At 53.8% G+C, this 1,778-nt stretch carries 1 protein-coding gene; it reads right to left on the reverse strand.

The features are described from left to right. Nucleotides 1-275: 275 nt before the first annotated feature. Entirely contained in the window at nt 276-1,682 is a 1,407-nt protein-coding gene (locus tag A3K90_RS00005) for an IS1380-like element ISCph6 family transposase (protein ID WP_011743933.1), read from the reverse strand. Between the last annotated feature and the right edge of the window lie 96 nt (nt 1,683-1,778).

The following is a 1,778-nucleotide window of genomic DNA, read 5'->3' on the forward strand; positions in this document are numbered from 1 at the left end:
CCTGAATAATTCATGAGACTGCAAAAGAGAGGCATCTCGAGCCAAAAGTGAGCCTGCCATAGGCGAAGCCAACCTGAGATGCCGACCTGTCGTGTCTTCGCGTCATACGTTCACCCCTTATCGGGAATTTACTGATGCCGGAAAAGCGGCTTATCCCCGTAAGACTATGGCCTCAGATACCATGAGGCCATAGTCTTGCCTTGACGTCATGACTTTTACGCCCTTCCTGTAGCTATGTTTGATTGTTACCTTCCCCCTCCGGAAACGTTACAGCATTACGGAATTGCTGTTGATGGCCATGGGACTGATCGCAGGTGCTCAAGGACGGCGAAGCACTTGTTCAGTATCGGTTTGTACGGATATGAGGTCGGCAGATGCACCTTGATGCGTGTCTTCATCTCAATGACCTTCGCTCCGATTTTCAGGAGCTTCAATCGGATTGTCTCGAAGGTCGCCGTGGCAAGGGCGGTGCCCCGGAGCAGGTTGGTCTGGAAGGCGTGGACCAGGACATAGGCCGCCGAATGCAGGAAGACCCTGAACTGGTTGGCAAGAAAGCGATGGCATGAGGTCCGGTCGCTTTTCATGAACGTTTTATGCGCCTTGATGTAGAGTTCATCGTTGCCACGTGCACTGTAAATCTGCTCGTACAGAGTCTTGGCCTTTGCCTCCTGCATGTCGGTGCTGATGAAGCGCACGTTCAGCCCCTTTTCGGTCATCTCGACCTTGGCGACCACTCTGCGGGTCTCCTTCCAGCTCCGTGCCTGATACTGAAAGGTATGGTAACGGCGGTATCCGGCTCCATGCTTCTTGACCTCCTCAATAATGTCCTTGACGGAGCGGAGCAGCACGTCATTACCGCCGAGGCCGGTCACGCTGTAGCAGTTCTGCTCTCTGGCAAGGAAGGAGTAGACTTCCGGCACACCGTAATGGCTGTCGCCGCGGTAGACGATGATTGTTTCCGGCCACCTGCTCCGGATATGGCGGACAATGCGCTTCACGTATGATACAATCTCCTTGCCGGTCGGGCGTCTGCCGGGGCGAAGGATCGAGGCAATCAGCTTGCCAGTCAACCCCTCGAAAACATGGAGAGGCTGGTAACAGGTCTCCTGGTGATAGCCGTTGAAAAGCGCCAGCTGCTGTTTGCCATGAACAACATCCTCGGTATCGTCAAAGTCCAGGACGATGACCCGCGGTGCCTCGGTGTAGGAGTCAAGGAAATGATCGAGGAACCCGACAGCCATACGATAGAGTTCCGGACGGGTAACCATGTTCTCAAGCCTGCTGAAGGTAGGCTGGCTGGCAAGGTCATCGCCGCTTTCAGGAAGACGGTTGAGGGCCATCTTGAGAGCGGGATCCTTCCGCATGGAATTGCTGTCGTTGCCGTCCTCATAGCCGCAGGCGATCTGGTAGACCCGCTGGGCGATCAGGTCAGGGATCGAATGCATGACAGATGAGGTCCGACGGGAATCGGCAATGCAATCGGCAAGCTTCGGAACGATCCTGGTCATGGACTCGACTTCCTTCAACAGCAGGACACCGGCATCGCTGGTGGCGTTGCCTCCCTGAAAATCAAGAACCACTTTTTTGCCCTTGACAGGGGCAACGGATACTTCGAAACAATCAGGAAATAGCGCTTGTTGGTTGGGCTGGTCAGTGTGTATATTGGTGTAAGGGAGTTGCATAGCCGTCCAGTGGTTATTTGTTGTCTAAGCACCAATAAAATAAAACCTTGTGGCGATTATGCATCCCTTTTTTATTGCCCTCGTGAATTATTCAGG

The sequence above is a fragment of the Pelodictyon luteolum genome, from assembly GCF_001622165.1.
GTDB classification, from domain to species: domain Bacteria; phylum Bacteroidota; class Chlorobiia; order Chlorobiales; family Chlorobiaceae; genus Chlorobium; species Chlorobium luteolum_B.

Excerpts from the sequence above, each read along its gene's own strand:
- A3K90_RS00005 (WP_011743933.1), bottom strand. The coding sequence starts at position 1,682 with ATGCAACTCCCTTACACCAATATACACACTGACCAGCCCAACCAACAA.